The organism is Amnibacterium sp. (genome assembly GCF_025463795.1).
Taxonomy (GTDB): domain Bacteria; phylum Actinomycetota; class Actinomycetes; order Actinomycetales; family Microbacteriaceae; genus Amnibacterium.
Window position 1 is genome coordinate 40,571 of sequence record NZ_JAODBE010000123.1, and the last position, 17,764, is coordinate 58,334.

At 69.2% G+C, this 17,764-nt stretch carries 16 protein-coding genes; 13 read left to right on the forward strand and 3 right to left on the reverse strand.

Annotated features, from left to right (window positions below; all coding sequences use genetic code 11):
• The first annotated feature begins 1 nt into the window (after position 1).
• Positions 2-892, forward strand: coding sequence for a hypothetical protein (locus JWQ92_RS11145; RefSeq protein ID WP_297344532.1), 891 nt, complete (start codon positions 2-4; stop codon positions 890-892).
• An 86-nt stretch (positions 893-978) separates the two neighbouring features.
• On the opposite strand, the gene JWQ92_RS11150 is transcribed toward JWQ92_RS11145, so the two are convergent.
• Entirely contained in the window at positions 979-1,314 is a 336-nt protein-coding gene (locus JWQ92_RS11150) for a hypothetical protein (protein ID WP_297344533.1), read from the reverse strand.
• Between the two features lie 429 nt (positions 1,315-1,743).
• Positions 1,744-2,157, reverse strand: a complete 414-nt coding sequence (locus tag JWQ92_RS11155; protein WP_297344534.1) for a pyridoxamine 5'-phosphate oxidase family protein — start codon at positions 2,155-2,157, stop codon at positions 1,744-1,746.
• A gap of 382 nt (positions 2,158-2,539) precedes the next feature.
• Between JWQ92_RS11155 and JWQ92_RS11160 the strand changes: the two genes are divergently transcribed.
• The 7 genes from JWQ92_RS11160 (at position 2,540) to JWQ92_RS11190 (ending at position 10,705) form a co-directional block, all read left to right on the forward strand.
• Positions 2,540-2,953, forward strand: coding sequence for a DUF805 domain-containing protein (locus JWQ92_RS11160; protein WP_297344535.1), 414 nt, complete (start codon positions 2,540-2,542; stop codon positions 2,951-2,953).
• The gene (locus tag JWQ92_RS11165; protein WP_367276730.1) at positions 2,950-3,720 is read left to right on the forward strand and encodes a VIT family protein; all 771 of its coding nucleotides are present in this window, start codon (positions 2,950-2,952) and stop codon (positions 3,718-3,720) included. Before JWQ92_RS11160 ends, JWQ92_RS11165 begins: the two co-directional genes overlap by 4 nt.
• 60 nt (positions 3,721-3,780) lie before the next feature.
• On the forward strand, positions 3,781-4,041 hold the full coding sequence (locus JWQ92_RS11170) for a hypothetical protein (protein ID WP_297344537.1): 261 nt from the start codon (positions 3,781-3,783) through the stop codon (positions 4,039-4,041).
• A gap of 58 nt (positions 4,042-4,099) precedes the next feature.
• Positions 4,100-5,809: an AarF/UbiB family protein gene (locus tag JWQ92_RS11175; protein ID WP_297344538.1), complete on the forward strand. Its 1,710-nt coding sequence runs from the start codon at positions 4,100-4,102 to the stop codon at positions 5,807-5,809.
• Positions 5,810-6,346: 537 nt separating this feature from the next.
• Complete coding sequence (locus JWQ92_RS11180) at positions 6,347-6,847, forward strand: pyridoxamine 5'-phosphate oxidase family protein (RefSeq protein WP_297344539.1); 501 nt, start codon at positions 6,347-6,349, stop codon at positions 6,845-6,847.
• A 264-nt stretch (positions 6,848-7,111) separates the two neighbouring features.
• Positions 7,112-9,589 (forward strand): phosphoketolase, encoded by a 2,478-nt coding sequence (locus tag JWQ92_RS11185; RefSeq protein WP_297344540.1) that lies wholly within the window; start codon positions 7,112-7,114, stop codon positions 9,587-9,589.
• A 72-nt stretch (positions 9,590-9,661) separates the two neighbouring features.
• Positions 9,662-10,705 (forward strand): lysylphosphatidylglycerol synthase transmembrane domain-containing protein, encoded by a 1,044-nt coding sequence (locus tag JWQ92_RS11190; protein WP_297344541.1) that lies wholly within the window; start codon positions 9,662-9,664, stop codon positions 10,703-10,705.
• Positions 10,706-10,726: 21 nt separating this feature from the next.
• Here the strand turns inward: JWQ92_RS11190 and mgtA are convergent, their stop codons facing one another.
• Positions 10,727-13,168, reverse strand: a complete 2,442-nt coding sequence (mgtA, locus tag JWQ92_RS11195; RefSeq protein WP_297344542.1) for a magnesium-translocating P-type ATPase — start codon at positions 13,166-13,168, stop codon at positions 10,727-10,729.
• 239 nt (positions 13,169-13,407) lie between these two features.
• On the opposite strand from mgtA, the gene JWQ92_RS11200 reads away from it, so the two are divergent.
• From JWQ92_RS11200 to JWQ92_RS11220, 5 genes are all read left to right on the forward strand, one after another.
• Entirely contained in the window at positions 13,408-13,908 is a 501-nt protein-coding gene (locus JWQ92_RS11200) for a universal stress protein (protein WP_297344543.1), read from the forward strand.
• A 538-nt stretch (positions 13,909-14,446) separates the two neighbouring features.
• On the forward strand, positions 14,447-14,839 hold the full coding sequence (locus JWQ92_RS11205) for a hypothetical protein (RefSeq protein ID WP_297344544.1): 393 nt from the start codon (positions 14,447-14,449) through the stop codon (positions 14,837-14,839).
• Positions 14,840-15,001: 162 nt separating this feature from the next.
• A complete protein-coding gene (locus JWQ92_RS11210; protein ID WP_297344545.1) occupies positions 15,002-15,283 on the forward strand; it encodes a hypothetical protein in 282 nt (93 codons plus the stop codon).
• 846 nt (positions 15,284-16,129) lie between these two features.
• Positions 16,130-16,813 (forward strand): cytochrome b N-terminal domain-containing protein, encoded by a 684-nt coding sequence (locus tag JWQ92_RS11215; RefSeq protein WP_297344546.1) that lies wholly within the window; start codon positions 16,130-16,132, stop codon positions 16,811-16,813.
• On the forward strand, positions 16,810-17,754 hold the full coding sequence (locus JWQ92_RS11220) for a hypothetical protein (protein ID WP_297344547.1): 945 nt from the start codon (positions 16,810-16,812) through the stop codon (positions 17,752-17,754). The genes JWQ92_RS11215 and JWQ92_RS11220 overlap by 4 nt, the downstream gene beginning before the upstream one ends.
• Positions 17,755-17,764: the final 10 nt, after the last annotated feature.

Consider the following 17,764-nt stretch of genomic DNA (forward strand, 5'->3'; position numbering starts at 1 on the left):
CATGCCCGGCAACGACGACGAGGGCCAGGAAGGTCCTCCTGACACACGCCCCTACCTGTGCATCCCCTACTGGGATGCACCGCTCACGGCTGGTGGTTCCTGGGACGACGGGCAGCAACGACCGCTCCCGACCGCCGTCGTGTCGTACCTCTGCTCCTCGATCCACGCCAGCGCCTACGAGCCGGGTGAGCCCCTCACTGTTTCGATCGACGTCAGGAACGCGGGCGGCGGAAGCGCGGCTTCCGTCGTGACCGTGGTCGTCTACTGGGCTGATCCCACCGTCGGCTTCGCGCACCCGAACTTCTTCGCTGCGACGACGGTGAGCGTGGTCCCCAGTCGGACGGCAGCGATGTCGACCCGCAGTGCAGCCATGACGGCAGTGATCCCGGCAAGCGCGCCTGGACATATCTGCCTGCTCGTGGCCGTGTCCCATCCGCAGGACCCGGCAGGCACGGTGTGCGACCCGTATGAGGACAGGCATTGGGCTCAGCACAACCTGGTGGCAGCACCCTTGCCGTCCGGGGGCGGAGCACAGTTCTTCTTCAACGTCACCAACCCCTTCGCCGAGAAGCAGGGCTTCCTCCTCATCGTCCGCCAGGAGGGCAAGGTCAGCGAACTCGTCGAGAAGGAACTCGGCGTCTCCGTCGCCCAGGATGTCCATCCGACCTTCGCGCTGACGGACGGTGACGGGAAGGCGCTGACTGAACAGAGCGACGAAGTCGTGCATCAGCTGGCACTCGACGGCCGGAAGCCCCAGGCGTTCGGCCTGGCGGTTGGGGCAGGGACCACGGTCGAACCCGGGCAGGCGGCCCTGCTCGAAGTGATTCTCCAGACTGAGAACGAGCGGCCGTGTGGATCGCTCGGACTCGCCTTGATCGGTTCGAAGTCGTAGGGCACTCCCCGGATCGCGCGTGCCAATCAGCAGTTCGGTTGAGCGTCGGGCGCGCCGACCCCTTGGCCTGGCCTCCCGAATTGTTCCTAGAGCAGGCCGATCATCGCGAACAACGCGTGCAGGTCTCGTGCACCCTCGGCGGCGCAGCCGACTGCGACGAGCAGGCCGGCGAGGGCCATGACCACGGCTGCGGGGTGGGAACGGCGCTCCGGCGCGAGCATCGCGGCCCCGCGCCGGGGAACCGGGCCGCCCGAGGGACCCGCGATACCCAGTGCGGCGGTCGGCATGTCGTGGCGACCACGGCTCGCTAGCGCCGCTTTCGCGATCGCGACTGCAGTGCCACGCCGGTCACCGGTCATTGTCGCCGCCACCTCATCCGCCCACTGCTCGACCGAGTACTCGACCACTCGCTGCAGGGGCACCAGGAAGGGGTTTGCCGCGGCCGTGCATCTCGCGAGGCTCACGAAGACGGCGTGCCAGCGGCCGTCCGCGAGGTCGAGTTGTACGCGCAGGCGGGGATGCGTCCGCCCGTGCTGTCCGTCATCGCTGAGGGCGTGGACGTGACGAAGCAGCCGAACCTCCCCCCTCACCGTCGGCGACTCCTCCGAACGCCCGACTGCAGCAGCAGTCGGACAGGAGTTGTGAGGGCGCTGCGCGGCTCTGGCCCTTGCCATCGAGAACCTCTTGCGGTGCTAGTGGCGTCCCCCATCCCGGGGTCTGGCACCCCGGAGCGGGCCCGATTCCCCTTCGAGGCCTACTACCTGCCGAGACCGACGGTCAGCGCGAACCTGCGGCACGGGGACTATCTGCATGGTTGTGCGGGTCTGCAAGGGCGTCCCGCGGAGAGGGGGTCACCAGTACCAGAGCGTGCCCGGCTGGGGGCGACGCGGGAAGCGTCGTCCGCGAAGCTCCATCGCGACGACTTCGACAAGCACCGTCGGAGGTTGATCCCGAGAGGGCCAGGGCTCGAGGCCGACCTCCTCGGCGCGCCGGATCCCGTCCGCGTCCGCCACCCGCTCGACCTGACCGCGCACGACGACGCTCCACGCTTCGCGGTCGGTCCACCCGTCCACCTCCAGGGCGACCGACTCCCCCACCGCCCGGTCGATCCCCGTATCCGGGACGGTGCGGAACAGCAGGCGGTGCTGCAGTACGACGTGGTTCACCGGGATGATCTCGGTCCTCCCGTCGAGTGCGAACGCGAGGCGGCAGACCGGGGCGCCCGCGAGGCGTTTCCAGCAATCGTCCTCGGCGAGGTGTTCCATTCCGTTCCGGCTGACCTCCGGTTGAACACTCATGGACGCTGACCCCCTTCGACCCCGGCACACGCCGGCTCAGCACCCACTCTCCCGATCTCGCGTCACCGACTGCAGGGGCGAAGGTCCTGCCTACTCCCCATCCCACGGACGCAGCCCTCGCCTCTTCACCGCCACCACGTCTGCGATGCCCTAGTCCAGGCAACGGAGACCCCAGTGCGAGTCCGACCTTCCTGGTCGTGGGCTGCACCGCTGCTGGTCCGCCGAGTCCTGAGGCTCGCGGTCTGCACCGGTTCTGGCAGAGGGGCAGGTGGAGGTCAAGGACCTTCGGCTCTGACCGCACGCGGCTCCATGCGCTGTCCTTGGAGCCGACTTCGAGAAGGGGACCGACATGCACTTCGGCCAAGCGATCACGACAGGGTTCCGGAAGTACGCCGACTTCTCCGGCCGCGCGGGCCGGCCGGAGTTCTGGTGGTGGATCCTCTTCACCACCATCGTCAGCACGGTGCTGAACGCTCTCCCGACCTGGCCGATGATGCTTGCCTCGCCGGCCATGATGTGGGGCGACACCGCCGGCCGGACCTCCGGCCTCGCCGCCGCCTGGTCCATCGCCGTGCTCCTTCCGACGCTCGCGGTGGCGGTGCGGCGTCTTCGCGACGCCGGGTTCCGATGGGGCCACCTGTTCTGGCTCCTGCTGCCGCTGGCGGGTCTGATCGTGCTCATCGTCCTGTGCGCGCAACCGTCGGTCGCCGTTCCGAGGCTCGCGACCGAGAAGCCGGGGCCGGTTCCGGCGCCGACGCCGTGAGTGAGGACCGCCTCGCCGCGGCGCCTTCCGGCGGCACAGCTCCTGCATCCTTCGAGCCGGTCCCGCACCCGACGGAACCCCACGACGCCTCCTTCAGCAACCGCCTCAACTGGCTCCGAGCCGGCGTGCTGGGCGCGAACGACGGCATCGTGTCGGTGGCGGCGGTGCTCGTCGGGGTCGCCGGCGCCACCCCAGCCCTCGGCACGATCATCAGCGCCGGTGTCGCGAGCCTCGCCGGCGGCGCGATCTCCATGGCCCTCGGCGAGTACGTGTCCGTGAGCAGCCAACGCGACAGCGAGCGCGCCTTGATCGCGAAGGAGCGCGCCGAGCTCGCGGCGGACCCGGCCGGAGAGCTGGAGGAGCTGGTGGGGTTGTACCGGGCGCGCGGCCTCACCGAGCACACGGCACGACTCGTCGCGAAGGAGCTCACCGCGGAGGACCCCGTTCGAGCGCATCTGAGCGAGGAGCTCGGTATCGACGAAGGGAAGGTCGCGAGCCCCGGCCGCGCGGCCGCGGCGTCGGCCATCGCGTTCGTGCTCGGGGGTGCGCTGCCGTTCATCGCGATGCTGCTGTGCGCCGCTTCGGCGCGGCTGCCCGTCACCGTCGTCGTCGTCCTGATCGCCCTGGCGATCACGGGGGCGGCGGGCGCTCGGCTCGGCCGGGCATCCGTCTGGCGGCCGACCGCGCGAGTGGTCATCGGCGGTGCCACAGCGCTCGCGGTCACCTACGGGCTCGGATTGCTCGTCGGCGCGAGCGGAGCGGTCTGAGCGGAAGGGGACGTCCATGCCCCGGTCCCACACGCCGTTGCTGCCGGCGGGTATCGGGCGTTGCCGTCGGCTCCCACCGGGCTCGGTGCCGTCGACTGCGCGCTCTCCGCGTCAGCGGTGCGGGCACGCCTCTTCCCCGCAGTGGCGAGTCGCCGACCCATCGACGTATCGACGGCACGACCGGGCCCAGCAAGACGGGCGGACCGCGCCCACTCGGGAACGGCCGGGCAACTGCTCGAGGTGCCGGTGTTCGCGCCGGTGGCGCTCATCACGGCGGTGCCGCTCGTCGAGTTCCTCAGGAACGTCGACCGGCTCGCCTGATCCCTCGATGTGACTTTCGGCACATCCCCGCCGCTTGCCCGGCGCAGACACTGGCGCCATGGCTCTGAAACCGATCGGCGACGCACTCGGCTCCCGCGAGCACGAGTCGGCGCTGCAGGACGCCGCGAGCCGCGGGGACCGCTATCGGCAGATCGCCGGCGTGCTCGGAGCGCACGGCTTCGGCGTGCTGATCGCCGGCCTCGGGATCGACCATCTCATGCCCTTCGATCACGGCGCGGGTGAGCGGGTGACCGGCCCGGAAGCACGCGCACGGGAGGCACGAGAAGCCCTGGAGGAACTGGGGCCGACCTTCGTCAAGCTCGGTCAGCTGCTCGCCTCCCGTCGCGATCTGCTACCCGTGGCGTACGTGCAGGAGTTCGCGAAGCTGCAGGACTCCGCCGTACCGGTACCCGCCGACGCAGTCGCGCGGACGATCGAATCCGAGTTCGGATCTCCTCCGTCCGAGCTCTTCGCCACCTTCGAAGCGGAACCGCTCGCGAGCGCGTCGCTCGGGCAGGCGCACGGGGCGACGCTCCGGGACGGAACCCCGGTGGTCGTCAAGGTCCGGCGCCCTGAAGCCGCCGTGATCGTCGAGGAGGACCTGGAGATCCTCCATCACCTCGCCGCCCGGGCAGCACGATATGTCCCGGATGCGGCCCGGTACGACTTCCCGGCCCTCGCTGACGAGTTCGCCCGGTCGCTGCGCGCGGAGCTCGACTACGTCCGAGAGGCGCATAGCGCTGACCGGTTCGCCGCCGCCTTCGCCGACGACCCTGAGATCCATATCCCCCGCGTGTACTGGGACACCACCAGCACGCGCGTGCTGACCCTCGAACGCATCACCGGGATCAAGGTCGACGACCTCGACGCGCTGGACGCGGCTCACATGGACCGGCCGGCGATCGTCCGTCGGGCCATCGCCGCCATCGCGCAGATGGTGTTCACCGACGGCTTCTTCCACGCCGACCCGCACCCGGGGAACCTCTTCATCCAGCCCGGAGGCCGGATCGCGCTCATCGACTTCGGCATGGTCGGGACGATCGACGGCCCGCTCCGCGAACGGCTGGCCGCGCTGATCATCGCGATCTCTCGGAACGACGCGGACCGCATCGGCGCCGCGCTCACGGGCCTGTGCGATGCACCGCGGACGAGGAACACCGACCAGCTCCACGACGACGTGGTCGGCCTCATGAGCCTCTACCAGGGGCGGTCCATCGGCGAGGTGCAGATGACCCCCCTTCTCGCTCGCATGCTGACCGTCCTTCGGAAGCACCGGATGCATCTGCCGCCGGATCTCGCGCTGCTGGTTCGGATGCTCCTGCTGGTCGACACCGTGGGGGCGCGACTCGATCCCGCCTTCAACCTCGCCGCGGCACTGCACCCGTACGCGGCGCGACTCGCCGCCAAGCACCTCTCGCTCCGAGCGCTCGCGACACGAGCGGGGCGTGCAGGCATCGACGTCGCCGCGCTGGGGGTCGAGCTGCCGGAGCGGTTGCGCCGACTGCTGGAGACCATGGACACCGACGGCCTCGAGCTGCACCTGAGGACGTCGGAACTCGATCCGTTGGTCACTCGCATGGAGCGGATCGGCAACCGGATCGTTGCCGGCATGATCGCGGCGGCCTTGATCGGCGGTGTCGGGCGACTCACCGCCGTCTCGACGGGGCGGTCCCGGTCCCTTCGGGCGCCGCTCCTCGATTCCGGGCTGGGCATCGTCGGGGTCCTGGTGGCCTACCTCGCGGCCACGGCCCGTCGGCGCAGCCCCTGAACGACGGAGCCTCCGCCGGGGATCCGGTCACGTCGGACGCATCGGCTCTCCGGTCGGCGGCAGGATGACGACGGCGCAGTCGACCGCTTCGAGCACCCGCGAAGTGAAGGTCGCGGGGAGGAACTGCCGCACAGCCGGGGACGCCCGTCACGGCCGCGGCCGATGAGCAGAATCCGTGGCCATGTGAAGCAGGGGACGCGCGGGGCATGAACGGATTCGAAGAGCGAAGCAGCGCGGAGATTCGATCGCCCCGGAATCGGGTTCACCGTGCCAGGCCGTCATCGCTTCTCCGCCCCCGCCTCGCGGGGGCCTTCGCAGAGCCGCGGTGGGCTTCGGTCGCCCGACTCAGCACGCTCTCCGAGGCCTACCGACGAGTGAAGCCCCCCTGCCGCCGGCCTCCCAGCGCTGAAGGTCCCGGCCGTCCGTCGTCCTGCTCCTCACTCCCGAGGGAGGACCTTCGGCCCTGGCTTCCGACGCCGTCCCGAGCTGGACTGTGCCTGGCACCGACCGGTAGCCAGGACGACCGGGCTTCCGTCGTTGACGGGCGCGACCGGCGAAGCCTCGAAGGAAGGAACGCCCATGAGTGAAACGATCGCGGCACGCTCGGAGCCGTCGGTGCAGATCCTGGATCTCCGCGAATGCTGGACACATCTCGAGCTGGAGCAGTTGGGCCGACTGGCCGTGACGGTGCACGGCGCGGCGGAGATCTTCCCCGTCAACTACCTCGCCGTCGATGGTCGGATCCGCTTCCGGACCGATCCCGGCACGAAATTGGTGGCCCTGATCATCAACAACCGGGTCACCTTCGAGATCGACGGTTTCGGCGACGGCGTCGCGTGGAGCGTGATCGTCAAGGGCCTCGCCGAGGAGATCGACATGCGCCCCGCAGCGCGTCAGTCGGTGCCTCTGCCGGTGCCGTGGACCTCGACCGAGAAGGGCTCGGCAGTGGAGATCACGCCCGACAGCGTGAGCGGCAGGCGTTTCCAGCTGCTGCACGGTCCCGGTACCGATCTGCGCGCGACCGCCGACAGCCGCTGACGGGGCTGCCGCGCTCCAGGCCGCGATCGCGCACCTCACCGTCGGCGAGCGCTGGACGCTTCTCGCCGAGGGGTAAGACCCCGTCCCGTGTCGGGAAGCGAGGTCGAGGTCTTCCGGTCGATCACCGCGTAAAGCGGGATCACTTCCCCCCGATGCTCCGCCGGCAGCCGATCCGGCACGGTTGAGTCATGCCGGTCGGCACGCCTGCTCCGGTCGGGACCTTCGGCTCTGCTGCGTGGCCCCCGACGATGGTGGAGTCGCCGGATGAGCCGAACCGACCTCCTCGAACCCGCTCTCGCCGGCCGCAGCGACGCCCGCGGGCCCTGGCAGGTCGCGGACCTGCGCACACCGACCGACGCCGAGCTGCAGCAGCTGAACTGGTGGTGGCGCGCGGCGAACTACCTGTCGCTCGGGCAGATCTACCTGCTCGACAATCCCCTGCTCCGGCAACCGCTCTCACCGGATCACATCAAGCCTCGCCTCCTCGGCCACTGGGGCACCACGCCCGGTCTCAACTTCCTGTACGCGCACATGAACAGGGCGATCCAGCAGCGTGGCCTGAACGTGCTCTCGATCACGGGCCCAGGGCACGGTGGACCGGGAATGGTGGCGAACGCGTATCTCGACGGCACGTACAGCGAGGTGTACAGCGACATCGACCGTTCGACGGAGGGGCTTCGGAAGCTGTTCAGGCAGTTCTCCTTCCCCGGTGGGATCCCGAGCCATGCGGCTCCCGAGACGCCCGGCTCGATCCACGAGGGCGGCGAGCTCGGCTACTCCCTGTCGCATGCGTACGGAGCCGCCTTCGACAACCCGGACCTCCTCGTCGCGACGGTCATCGGCGACGGCGAGGCGGAGACCGGCCCGCTCGCGACCGCGTGGCACTCGAACAAGTTCGTGGACCCGGTCACCGACGGCGTCGTCCTCCCGATCCTGCACCTCAACGGGTACAAGATCGCGAACCCTTCGGTGCTGGCCCGGATCCCTGAGCAGGAGCTGCTCCAGCTGATGCACGGGTACGGGCACACGCCGTACATCGTCTCCGGCGGCTTCGACGACGAAGACCCGATCGAGGTGCACCGGCGGTTCGCGGAGACGCTGGACCGGGTGCTGAACCACATCGCACAGATCAAGGCCGACGCGGCCGACGGACGGCATACGGGGCGACCCGCATGGCCGATGATCATCTTCCGGTCCCCGAAGGGGTGGACCTGCCCGAAGGTCATCGACGGACACCCGGCCGAGAACAACTGGCGCTCCCATCAGGTGCCCCTCGGCAACGCCCGGGACTCGGAAGCGCACACCCGGCTGCTCGAGTCGTGGCTGCGTTCCTACGGGCCGGACGAGCTGTTCGACTCCGTAGGCGCGCCGGTGCCGATGGCGACCGCACTGGCGCCACATGGCGATGCCCGGATGAGCGCGAACCCGGTCGCCAACGGCGGATCGCTGCGTCAGGACCTCCACCTGCCGGACTTCAGGGACTACGCGGTGGACGTGCCGAGCCCGGGCACGACGCAGAGCGAGGCGACCGAAGTGCTCGGACGATGGCTGCGGGAGGTCATCGTGCGGAACCCGGTGAATTTCCGCATCTTCGGTCCAGACGAGACGGCATCGAATCGGCTGCAGGACGTGTTCGATGTCACCGACAAGCAGTGGAACGCCGAGATCTGGCCGATCGACCTCGCAGACAACCATCTGGCGCGTGCCGGCCGGGTCATGGAGATGCTGAGCGAGCACCAGTGCCAGGGCTGGCTCGAGGGGTACCTGCTCACCGGCCGCCACGGCTTGATCAACTCCTACGAGGCGTTCATCCACATCGTGGACTCCATGTTCAATCAGCACGCGAAGTGGATCGAGTCGGCCAGGCGCGTTCCTTGGCGCCGATCGATCGCCTCGTTGAACTACCTGCTGAGCTCGCACGTCTGGCGCCAGGATCACAACGGCTTCTCGCATCAGGACCCGGGCTTCATCGACCACGTCGCCAACAAGAAGGCCGACACGGTGCGCATCTACCTGCCGTTCGATGCGAACACGCTGCTGTCGACGTTCGACCACTGCCTGCGCAGCGTCGACTACGTGAACGTCGTCGTCGCCGGCAAGCACTCCGCGCCGAACTGGCTGTCGATGGAGGCCGCGATCGAGCACTGCACGAGAGGGATCGGGATCCTCGAATGGGCCGGGACTGAGAAGCGCGGCGAGCAACCCGACGTCGTGCTCGCTGCGGCAGGAGACGTGCCGACCCTGGAGATCCTCGCCGCGGCATCCATCCTGAATCGGGAGGTGCCGACGTTGAAGGTCCGCGTCGTGAACGTCGTCGACCTGATGCGGCTGCAGCCCGAGGCGGAGCATCCCCACGGGTTGAGTGACGAGGAGTACGACGCGATCTTCACCGTGGACCGGCCCGTCGTGTTCGCCTTCCACAGCTACCCGGCCCTGGTGCATCGGCTCACCTACAAGAGGCACGGACACGACAACCTGCATGTCCGCGGCTTCATCGAGGAGGGCACGACCACGACCCCGTTCGACATGGTCATGCTCAACGACCTGGACCGGTACCAGCTCGTCATCGATGCTCTTGACCGGGTTCCCGGCCTGGCCGCTCGGGAGGGCGGACTCCGGCAGGAGATGCAGGACGCACGCCTCCGGGCCCGTGCTCACACTCGCGCTCACGGGGAGGACATCCCCGAGGTGGCCGACTGGGTCTGGGATCGGCTCCCTCCGGCGACGGAGGTTCGACCGTAGGCGGGCCGAGGCCCCCTGCAGATGACGACGGACATCGGCTCTCGCTCGTCCTCGCCGCCGCGGGGCGGGCGCATGTCCGCGCCACGGCCGGCGTCTCGGCGGCGGCTCCGGCGCGCCGTCGGCATCGCGGTGCCGGTCGTGGTGATCGCGCTGACGGTCTGGCTGGTCGTGCTGCCGCAGCTGGGCGCCGCGACGCGGACGGCCGAATCGCTGCAGCATCTCTCACCCGGGCTCGTGGCCATCGCCGCTCTGCTCGAAGCGGCCTCGCTCGCCTCGTACAGCGCGCTGACCGCCGTCGTCCTCGGGTCGGGGCGGCCGACCTACTTCACATTGCTCCGGATCGACTTGGCCGACCTCGCGGTGAACCACGCCGTTCCGGGCGGCGGCACGACCTCCGGAGCGGTCCGGATGCGCTTCTTCCGGCAGGTGGGCATCCCGCTCGCCGACGCGTTCACGACGGCGACCGTCGAGATCCTCGGTTCGAACGTCATCCTCGGGGTGATCTTCGCATCGGGGATCGCGCTATCGCTGCCCACCTTGGTCGGTAACGCCTACTACCTGGTCGCCGGCATCGCCGTGCTCGTGGTCCTCGCCGCGTCCGCGGTCGGGCTGTGGGCCCTCGTCGGCCGGACGAGCCGGACGGTCACGGTCGTCCGCGCGATGGCGCGTCCGATTCCGAAGCTCACCCCGGTCCGAGCCGAGGCGTTCGTCCGCACCATGGCCGGGCGGCTCCGGTCTTTCGGCGCCCAGCCGAAGAGACTCGCCGCTGCAGGAACGCTGGGGGCGGCCAACTGGCTTCTCGACGCCGCAGCACTCGGGGTGCTGCTCGCCGCCTTCGGTCACCCGGTACCCGTCGGAGCCCTCGCGACGGTCTACGGTCTCGGCAGCATCCTCCAGCTGGTGCCGCTGACACCCGGAGGCCTCGGACTCGTGGAAGGGGTCATGGTGCCCGCCTTCGTCGCCTTCGGCGTCCCCGCGGGGCCGGCCCTCCTCGGGGTGATCGGATGGCGGTTGCTCCAGTTCTGGGCGCCTCTGCCGATCGGCCTCCTCGCATACGGGTCCCTCCGCCTCGGGCCCCTACGGGGTGCCGGCGGGGACCGCCGATCTCGGCGTTGAGCCTCGATCGAGCCCGAGACGTCAGAACCGTACGAGCCGCTTCATCGCCTCGATCGCGACGCCGTACAGGATCGCCAGACCGAGCAGGAGCCCCAGCAGTCCGAGCGGAACCGGTGTGAAGCCGACCAGGGGGCCCAGGACGGTGAAGGGAAGGGCGCAGGTCACCGCGGCCACCGCGACGCTGACGGCGAGGAACACCGAGTCCGGCCGGCTCCTCCATGCAGGACGACCGGTCCGGAGCGTCATCATGGCGACGAGCTGGGTTATCGCGGACTCGACGAACCACGCCGTGTGGAACAGCGTGGCGTGGGCGCTCAGGCCCCACTCCAGGACGGCGAAGGTGATCAGATCGAAGACCGTGCTCACCGCCCCGAACGTCACCATGAACCTGGTGATGGAGCGCATGTTCCAGGCGCCGGCGACGGCGACCCGCTCGGTGTCGACGCGGTCGCGGGAGACGAGTGTGTTCGGGATGTCGGCCAGGAAGTTCAGCAGCAGGATCTGCGCCGGCAGCATCGGCAGGAACGGCAGCACCGCGGCCGCGATGACCATGCTGAGGATGTTCCCGAAGTTGGAGCTCGCCGCGACCCGCACGTACTTCAAGGTGTTGGCGAAGGTGTGGCGTCCCAGCCGGACGCCCGCCGCGACGACGCCGAGGTCCTGCGTGAGCAGCACGATGCTCGCGGCTTCCTTCGCGACGTTCACAGCGGTGAGCACGGACAGGCCGACGTCTGCCGCGTGCAGGGCACCGGCATCGTTGATGCCGTCGCCGAGGAACCCGACCGTCTCGCCGCTCGTCTTCAGGGCGTGCACGACCTTCACCTTGTGCATGGGCTCGACCTCGGCGAAGAGGCTGTTCTCGGAGACGAGGTGGCGGAGCTCGGCCTCGTTCGCCCGTTCCAGCTCCTCACCGAGCACGACTCGACCGGCGAGCCCCAGCAGGAGGGCGAGGGATCCGGTCACGTTCCGGTTGTCGCCGCTGATGATCTTCACGCGGACCCCGAGCGCGGAGAGCTCCGCGATGGAGTCGGCCGCTCCTTCCTTCACCGGGTCGTGGAAGGCGAGGATGCCCCGGAAGTCGAGGTCGGCCTCGATGCCGGGACCGACGACGGCCTCCCCGGCGGCCAGCGCTCGGGTGGCGATACCCAGCACGCGGTAGCCGGCCGAGCCGAGCGCCTCGGCGCGGCGACTGATCTCCTCCGTCCGGGAACGGTCGAGCGGTCGCCCGTCGGCGGAGGTCGAGCACCCCAGCACCGAGTCCAGGGCTCCTTTCGTGATGATGGTCCGCGCGCCGGCGACCGTCGTCACAACCGAGAGTCGCTTCCGGAGGAAGTCGTAGGGCACCTCGCCGAGCAGGGTCGACTCGGGTGGGATCGCCGCGCGAGCCATGATCGCCGCGTCGAGGGGGTTCGAATAGTTGGTCTGCAGGCCCGCGTTGAGCGCGGCAAGATCGAGGACGGCGCGACTGTCCTCGCCTGTCGCGTCCAGGGTCATGTCGACACCGACGACGCCCTGCGTGATGGTGCCGGTCTTGTCCGTGCAGAGCACAGACATGGCGCCGAGGTCCTCGATCACGTCGAGGCGCTTCACGATGACCTTGTTCCGAGCCATCCGCCTGGCTCCTGCGGCGAGGCTGACCGTGACCACCACAGGCAGCATCTGCGGCGTGATGCCGACCGCGAGAGCGAGCGCGAACAGCAGCGATTCGATCAGCGAGCGGTGAAGAAGGATGTTGATGAGCAGGATCGCGCCGACCAGCACCAGCATCACCCGTAGCAGCAGCAGACCGAACTTCCGGACGCCGATCTCGAAGCTCGTCGCGTCCGCTCGCCCGTTCAGTGCTGCAGCGATGTGACCGAAGGTGGTGTCCGCTCCGACGAGGACGACGAGGGCGGTGCCCGTGCCGCTGATGACGTGCGTGCCTGCGAAGACGGAGTTCGTGCGGCCCGCGAGGGCGGCCCCGCTCGGTACAGGGGACCCCGCGGCCTTGATCGCGGGGAACGACTCGCCGGTGAGGGCCGACTCGTCGACGGCGAGATCCTGCGAACTCAGCAGCAGACAATCTCCGGGGATCACGTCGCCTGATCTCAAGGACAGTCGGTCACCCGACTGCACCTCATCGATCATCACTCCAAGGGTTCGGCCACCGCGGATGACCTCGATGGTGACGGCGACCTCGACGAGCAACGCCGAGACCGCGTCGGCGGCTCGACCCTCCTGCCAGGCGCCCAGCAGCGCACTGCACACCACGATGCCGAGGATGATGGAGCCGTCGACCAGATCGCCCGTGGATGTCGCGACCAGTGCTGCGACCACCAGGATGAGCGTGATCGGGCTGAGGAACTGCCGGCCGACGACGCGCAGCCATGCCAGCGCCCGCCCGCCCCGCCGACCGCCGGCAGGGCCCCGACGGCGGTCCTCGACATGGTCCGCGAGGTGCTGCTCGACCTCGTCCTGGCGCATCGACCAGAAGGGCACAGCCCCCGGTCCCGCCCCAGTCCGGTCGGCATGCACGAGCGTCTGCACCATGGTCACCGCCGAGTCCCGTGCCCGATCGGCGCACAGGCCGAGCCTCGCCGTGCACCGCGATCCCGAACAGGGCCGAACGTCCCCCGCCGGCCTTCCCGGGGTCGGCCGGCGCGGGCGACGGAGGGAGACCTTCGGCCCTAGTCGGCACGAACCGTCCGGAGGATGCTCGGGCCATGCAGAACCAGACCGCAGGTCGTGAGCCCCGGATCGTTGTGGGCGTCGACGGCTCTCCCTCGTCCGTCGGCGCGTTGCGCCGCGGGGCCCGCATCGCCGCGGCGCTCGACCTTCCCCTCCATGCCATCGCCGCGTGGCACTACCCGGACCTCTACGGCGGCTACATGGGCGAAGCGTTCATTCCCGACCCGAGCATGCTCGCGGACGGGGCTCAGGCGATGCTCGACGAGACGGTCGCCGCGGTCTTCGGCGACTCGCCGCCCACCGGATTCCGGGGCCTCGTGCGCGAGGGCCGAGCCGCCCAGATCCTCATCGACGAGAGCCGGGGCGCGGAGATGCTCATCGTCGGCAGCCGCGGCCACGGCGGCTTCACCGGACTGCTCCTCGGCTCGGTGAGCGAGGCGTGCGCCGAGCACGCCACGTGCCCGGTGCTCGTCTTCCACGAGGAGCCGGCGAAGGTCGGCGGCGCGGAGCCCGTGCTCCTTGAGGACGCCGCCTGATAGCCGTCGGCTGCGATCAAGCGGGTCGACTCGCTCATCGCATCGCAGTCCGTCCGCGCGCTGCTGGGAGCTGCTTCCCCGACCGCGGACGCAGTCGTCTGCGCGTGGCGGCAGGACTCGATCGTCCGGCCAGCGTGATCCGTCGATGATGGAGATGCAGCCGAACCCCGATCGGTGGGGCAACGAAGCGACGGCAGCGGACCGGAGACCGCTCCACCGGGAGCGCACGAACCCCGGCCGCCCGGCCTGATCCCGGAGTCGGCTCCGGTGATCGTCGGCGTGGACGGATCAGTCGGCTCCGAGGCCGCCTTCCGTCAAGCGGCGCTGATCGCCGCGAGCACGCACGCGCCGCTGCTCGCGGTGATCGCTGGGGAGGATCACCCCATCACGGCGTGTGAACCAGCGGATGCGAGAAGGCCAGGGCGGTGCTGGACGCCACGGCACGCCTGGTGTTCGGAACCCGGCCCCCGACGTGGTTCCACTCCTCGGTCGTCAAGGGTTCGGCCCGAAGGGTGCTGGCTGAGGCGCTGTAGCTCTGGTGTCGATCTACGGCTTCTTCAGTCTGCGCAGCGCGAAACGGACGTCCTTCCTGCCACCTCGCACCCACCGGCACGAGAGCGCGCATCGCCCCGCGCAAAAGGAGACGAGGGGCCTGCCGGGCTGGGCTTCAGCCCTCGAAACGCCGTCAGCGGAACATCCGGGGCTTGTGGTGGGCGCGACTTCGGCTGATCATTTCGCCATGCACGACGACGATGTCGAAGCGGCAGCAGCAGAATGCCCGGATTGCTGCCTGAAGTTCCGAACGGCGCTCAGCTCCGGGGTCCGCTACTTGCTCTGCCCGGAGTGCGGCATGGTCCGCATGCTCCCGTTCGCCGCATGGACCGCAGCGATCGATCGTCCGGTGCTGCGGCAGCAGGCCACCGCCTTCTGACAACGAGGGGATCCTCCTCTTCAAGCCGACCCGATCGAACCCGGCCACCTCCCGCCGCTCTCCGGGCTGCCGCGGAGGGCCACCCCGCCCTGTCGCCGGGCCCGCCAGAGGTATACCGTTCGCGCAGCCGGGCGCGATGATGCGCCCAGGAAGCAGGGAGCCGTGCCCACCGTCGTCGCACACCACGACATCGTCAAGGACAAGAACCACTGGCTGTCATCACCGAACCGCGAGGAGCTCTTCGGGCCGCTCGGCGTCACGAACATCCGCACCTTCGTCGATCCCCAGGACGCGTCGAAGGTCGCCCTCGTCATGGACGTCGCGGACATGGACGCGCTCATGGCGGCCATGCAGCAGCCATCAATGGGCGAAGTGATGGCACAGGACGGCGTCGCGCCCGAGACCCTCCGGATCCTGATCGAGGAGAAGAGCACCGGAGGCTGATCGCTCTCGTAGGTATGACGCTCAGTGGCGTCCTACTTCGGACATGTCGCCCGCTAGTTGAGGACGCAGAAGGCCCTCGATCAGCACTTCCGCTGCTCAAGGGCCTTCTGCCAGCCGGTGCGAACGAGCGCGCACGGAGGAGCTCGGACCAATCAGCAGGCCTATTGGGCACCAGTCGCCTAGGCACGGGGGACGATCCTCTACTGCGCCGTCCGCGCCCCTCCCGGCGCGAGCCGCCAACCAACGCTCATTTGCTGACGTTGGCCCAGCACATCGGTTCGAGTGGCGGGTCCACCTCGACCAGGATTCGTGGCCGCGACCCGTCGTGCTGATGCAACTGCTCATTCATGGCGACCACCATGCTCGGGCCGCTCCGCCGCGACCGGAGTCCGAGGACCCGGCTGCCCGGGGCCCCTGTCGGCTGCAGCGACGCGCCTCGCGGCCCTGATGTCGAGAAGTGCGGTGCTCTCCGCGGGATCCGGTGTCCGCGTTGGGCGCCCCCTCTCGGCCGCTACTGCACTCGCGCCGGCCGCTTTCCCGCCAATGTCAGGTCTAGGGGCGGGACGTTTGGCCCTAAGGAGTTGCCAGTCCTCGACTTAGCGTCGGTCGCATCATCGATGGCTGGGAGGTCGAAGTGTCGGTACTGTCCGCTGCGTCAGTTGGGGTGTTCTTGTCGTGGGGGGTTTTCGGCATCCAGGTCGGCAACCTGATCGTGATCCTGGTGATGCTCGTGCTGTTCCTCCTCGCTCTGGTGCTCCCGTTCCCGCGTGGGCGGCGCGGCCGATGACGACCGCGGACACTCCAGTGCAGCCCGACCTTGGTGGGGAACCGGCACCGATCCCTACGGTGCAGGTTGAGGACGTTCTCGAGCATGACCGGTCTTGGACCGGTCGAGCGCGGCGTCTGCTGCTCGAGCGGCTCCCTGCCGACAAGCTGCTGCCGAACGAGCAGCCCAGCTACGTCGCGTCCTGGATCTACGTCTTCGGCATGGGCGCGATCGCCTCTCTCGTGTTCGTGATCGCCTCCGGGCTGGTCCTCGCCCTGAACGGGCCGGCGTGGTATCACCTGTCGGCGCTGGGGCATTTCATCAACAGCACCCATCTGTGGTCCGTCGAGCTGTTCTTCCTCTTCATGGTCATCCACCTGTGGGGCAAGTTCTGGATGGCCGCGTGGCGCGGCAATCGCGTGCTCACCTGGATCAGCGGGGTCGTCTCGTTCGCCGTCTCGATCGTCGCTGCTTTTACCGGATACCTCGTCCAGACGAATTTCGACGGACAGTGGATCGCTTTCGAAGCGAAGGACGCCCTGAACGCGACTGGCATCGGGGCCTGGTTCAACGTCGCGGACTTCGGGCAGATGTTCATGTGGCACATCACCCTGCTCCCCATCGCGGTCGGCGCCATCGTCGCGCTCCATGTCGTCCTCGTGCGGATGCACGGAGTCGTTCCGCCCCTCGAGTCGGCGGAGACCGACGCGCAACTGCTGCCCGAACTCCTCGTCGAGGCCACCACGAACGGAGATTCGCGATGACCGCCTCCCCCAAGCCGAGCGCGCGGACCACGATCGACTCCCGTCCCTGGCGAGGAGCACAACGCGAGTACGACCTCTTCAAAGAACTGACCGTCGGGATCATCGTCGTGGGCGTGCTCGTCCTCGGACTCGCCGGAATCGCCGGGTCCCCCGACGAGCCCAGCGTCACCCTGAAGAGCTGGGCGAGCGCCGCCCCGAACGACTTCGTCGCCACGGCAGCGTCGGAACTCGCCGGCACCTCCGGCACCGCGACCTACGGCCCCCCGTACTCGTCCACAACCGGGGCGACGCAAACGCTCGGGCCCCTCGACCTGCAGAGTTTGTCCGGACAGCGAATCCCGATCGATCCCGCCCGAGCCTTCGTCACCCGACCGCTCGGCACCCTGCACCTCGCAGGCAGCGCGCTGACGACGTGGAACACCGCCACCCCGGCCACCCGCACGGCCTGGGCGACGGCATACTCCGACGCCCTCGCGAAGGCGCCCGGCGCCCGGCCATCCGCCGTCAAGGCGGGCAACTATGGTCCGGCTCCCGCCCTCACCGCCGCCGTCCTCGCCGCAGCACGCAGCGGCTCCCTGGACGGAGCGATCCAGTCCGAGGGCGGCTTCTTCAACACCGACTTCACCCGCAGCATCCTGTTCCTCGGCGACGGCGCCTACTTCCCCGCCCTCGCCGCAACACAGCACCTCACCGGCGACCAGTGGGGCGTGATGAACGAGACCGGCAACTACCCCGGCCAATCCTGGCTCTGGCTGTTCTCCTTCTGGTACCAAGTCCCAGTCATCGGCGCCCTACCCAACGCCGACCTCGTCGTCGTCGGCATCATGCTCCTACTCACCGTCTTACTCGCGCTCGTACCACTCATCCCCGGCTTGCGATCACTACCGACCTGGATCCCGATCCATCGGCTCATCTGGCGGGACTACTACCGGCGCCGATGAGGACGCCCCG